The 3459-nt window shown below is 44.9% G+C and carries 3 protein-coding genes and 1 pseudogene; 3 read left to right on the top strand and 1 reads right to left on the bottom strand.

Features of this window, described 5'->3' with window-relative positions; all coding sequences use genetic code 11:
• The 3 genes and pseudogenes from AB7U21_RS11370 to AB7U21_RS11360 form a co-directional block, all read left to right on the top strand.
• A pseudogene (locus AB7U21_RS11370) lies at positions 1-350 on the top strand (flavodoxin family protein); the annotation flags it as partial.
• Positions 351-484: 134 nt separating this feature from the next.
• Complete coding sequence (locus AB7U21_RS11365) at positions 485-1267, top strand: epoxyqueuosine reductase (protein WP_428389152.1); 783 nt, start codon at positions 485-487, stop codon at positions 1265-1267.
• A gap of 386 nt (positions 1268-1653) precedes the next feature.
• Positions 1654-1851 (top strand): DUF378 domain-containing protein, encoded by a 198-nt coding sequence (locus AB7U21_RS11360; protein WP_292351389.1) that lies wholly within the window; start codon positions 1654-1656, stop codon positions 1849-1851.
• A 50-nt stretch (positions 1852-1901) separates the two neighbouring features.
• Here the strand turns inward: AB7U21_RS11360 and purL are convergent.
• Positions 1902-3459, bottom strand: a 1558-nt coding sequence (gene purL, locus AB7U21_RS11355) for a phosphoribosylformylglycinamidine synthase subunit PurL (RefSeq protein ID WP_428389150.1), incomplete at its 5' end; no start/stop codon positions are given.

The raw sequence follows: 3459 nt of genomic DNA, 5'->3' as shown, positions 1-3459 counted from the left end.
ATGAGGAGTCTGATCCGCAGACTGGTCAGTTTCCCCTCTACGGAAAGGTTGCAGGTGTGCTTATTACCGGCAATGAGGATGGAGCACATGATGTAGCTGCCAATACTCTGTTCAATCTGACACACCTGGGCTGCACGGTGCCCCCAAATGTAGACAGCTATTGGGTGGGGCCAGCCGGGCCGGGCCCAAGCTACATTGCAGCCGGTGGTGAAAGACACCTTTATACCAACAAAACTGTTAGATACATAGTACACAATCTCACCTACTTCGCAAAACTGTTGCAAGCAAACCCTATCCCCACCAACCTGAAAGAACTGTATGCAGAAGCTGTAAAGGAAAGCGATCCATAGCCTGGATACATTGTCTTAATATGATAATGCCTGTTGAAGATTATCATGGGTATTGAAGATTATACTAGCTTTTTTTTATATACTCCCATATTGCTGTTTACTATGCAGGCACAATTTTCTGCAGGAGACAAATATTGGATCTGAAAGAGGAGATACGAAGTAAAGCTATGGAAAAGGGATTCCAGCTTTTCGGTGTTTCAGACATAAACAAAATGGAGGATGTCGAGTTTCCACCCGGACGTGGGCTTGTAAAGCCTTCTGAATTTATGTCGGATGCAAAATCACTTGTAGTTCTGGGTATGGTGATCTGGGACGAAGGTATGAACGCTGCAATAAGTACTCCCGGTACTGGTGATTTTAGCGGAGGCGAAGCAGAATATTATAATCTATATTACGAAACGGTGGAAACACGTGCATGGAGGCTGGCTCAATGGCTATGGGATGATAAAGGCATCAAGGCGACACCCACCCATTCAGTGCATGTGAAAGTGGCAGCGTATCTCGCAGGCCTTGGTTTCATAGGCCACAATACTCAGGTGATAACCCCTGAATATGGTCCAAGGGTACGCTGGATAGCTTTGCTCACTACCGCTGAACTAATGCCCGACCAGCCTTTTTCCCGGAACCTGTGTGCAGAGCAACCGCTGTGCCAGCAAGAATCATTGTGCGTAAAAGCGTGTCCTTATGGTGCGATTATTCCAGGTCCGTCACAGGGAGTTCCACCTGGTGAAAAAGTGATATATGATAAATGTGTGGTAGCACACGAACTTGAAAAGGATATAGATCATAAATGGGAGAAGCATATCCGCAGGATAACAGAACGTGGATTTATAGAATGTACAATATGTAATCTTGCTTGTCCTTATGGCAAAAATGTAGATGTTCAGATTATTCCCAGAAAAAGGGGTCTTGCCTGAAAGCAAGAACTATTTTTTAATTTTTGATAGTAAAGGACAAAATTGTTGTAGTGTCTTTCTGTATAGGTCTTTCATCTACATTTCAGGGTGCAGATGTACAATCCTCTAAAAAAGTTCCTTTTTGTCTTTGTAGAACACCAGTATCTTTATTGGATCACAAGAGTTCACAGAGAATGGAAAGTGAAGTTAAGTAATTCTCTGTGATTTCCGTGTTCTCTGTGATCATTGTTAACGCTGTATATTCATGCGTATTTCTGCAGAACCTGTAATTTGTAAGCACTGACAAATTTATGTATCAGTCAAAAATCTCTCTTGTAGATTTGGTCAAATTCTTTATATATGACGCTATACATATTTATATTCACCAAAACCATGGGGGTGAGTTTTTGGCAGAGAAAAGTACGTTAGACTGGATAGCATTAGTCTTGGTTGTAATCGGAGGCCTCAACTGGGGACTCTTCGGGATATCCCAGGACCTGAACCTGGTGGCACTTATATTCGGCTACAGCATCATAGCAAGGATCGTTTACATCCTTGTAGGTCTGTCCGCATTGTATATGATCTATTATGCAACCAAGAAATAAAGATGGTCAGTCTTTAAAAGACCTGACCATTTTATCTTTTCATCACTTTTTTATTCCATCATCTGTTTCATAAGGCTGTTTCTTGCCACTTCAATTTCGGGAAGTGAGATCTCAACGGAGGTTTCGGCCAGCCTTATATTTAATTTGTCGCCGCCCACAGTACCTACGATCGCATAGGGTACCTCCTGCAGTGCTTCCTCTATTACTTTAGGTTCAGGGGTTGTAAGGATGGCTCTTATATAAGACTCAGAGAAAAGAACATCGTCTGCTCTCAGACCCTCACAGGCCTTACTGAGATCCACATCTGCTCCCATGCATGTACACATCTCGCAGAATGCGATTCCCAATCCACCCAATGAAACATCATGGGAGGACGTGACCTTTCCCGTGTTCACGGCGCTGATCACAGAATCCACTATAGAGGTAGCATTCTCAGGCACTTTAGGAGCGTTACCGTCCATCTTCTTACCGAGCAGGCTGTAATATTCGGAACCTCCCAGCTCATCCCGTGTCTCTCCAACAAGTATTATCGTGTCACCCACATTAGAGAAAGAGGACAGGGGGGTACCTGCAACATTATTTGTTGTTCCCACGACCCCTATGGATGGAGTGGGGAGGATCGCAGTATCAAATTCATCACTTTCATTATATAGTGATACGTTCCCACCTACCACGGGTATTTGCAATTCTCTGGCACCATCACCCAATCCAAGTATGGCATGCTTGAAGTACCAGTATATATCAGGTCTTTGAGGGTTGCCAAAATTCAGACAGTCCACAAGGGCCAGTCCTTTACCTCCTTTGACTGCAATGTTCATGGCATTTTCATAAACAGTACCCTTTCCCCCATGATAGGGGTCCAGCATGGTATGCCTGGGATTGCAGCCGCATGAGAGTATTATTCCCTTATTGCCCTCTATGCGTAATACGGAAGCATCATCTCCTGGTTTTACCGTGGTCCTTATCTGCACTTCGTGATCATATTGTCTGTATATCCATTCCTTTGATGCCACATTATGAGAGGAAAGCACGTTCAAAAGTGCCTGTTTAAGATCAACTGGCATTTCTGGCTTTTCCCATGATATTTTTTCGGCGGGTGAGCTGGCAGGCATTTCACAGGTAGGTGCACCTTCAGCAAGCAGTTTGATCGGGATATCGACAACAGTCTCTCCCTTGAAATCCACTGTGTAATATGGTCTTTCAGTGAGTTCTCCTATCATGCTGGCGTTCAGATCATATTTCTTTGCTATGGCCAGTACAGCTTCCACGTTCTGCGGTTCTACTTCAAAGAGCATACGTTCCTGGGATTCTGCAATGAGGATCTCGTAAGGCACCATGCCTTTTTCCCTGAGTATGACATTATCAGCGATTATCTGCATTCCCATATCTCCCTTGGATGCCATTTCTGAACTGGCACCCGCAAGGCCTGCTGCACCCAGGTCCCTGCAGGATCTCACATATCCTGCTCCGACTACTTCCAGCGTCGCTTCTATGAGCAGTTTCTCTGTGAACGGATCACCTATCTGGATACTGGGCCTGTCCTCTGCTTCGGAACTCTCGGAAAGGTCCCTGGATGCGAAGGATGCACCTCCCAGCCCGTCCCTGCCT

The sequence above is a fragment of the Methanomethylovorans sp. genome (assembly GCF_050177135.1).
In the GTDB taxonomy this organism is placed as follows: Archaea; Halobacteriota; Methanosarcinia; order Methanosarcinales; family Methanosarcinaceae; genus Methanomethylovorans.
This window is presented reverse-complemented; position numbering and strand designations above follow the sequence as displayed.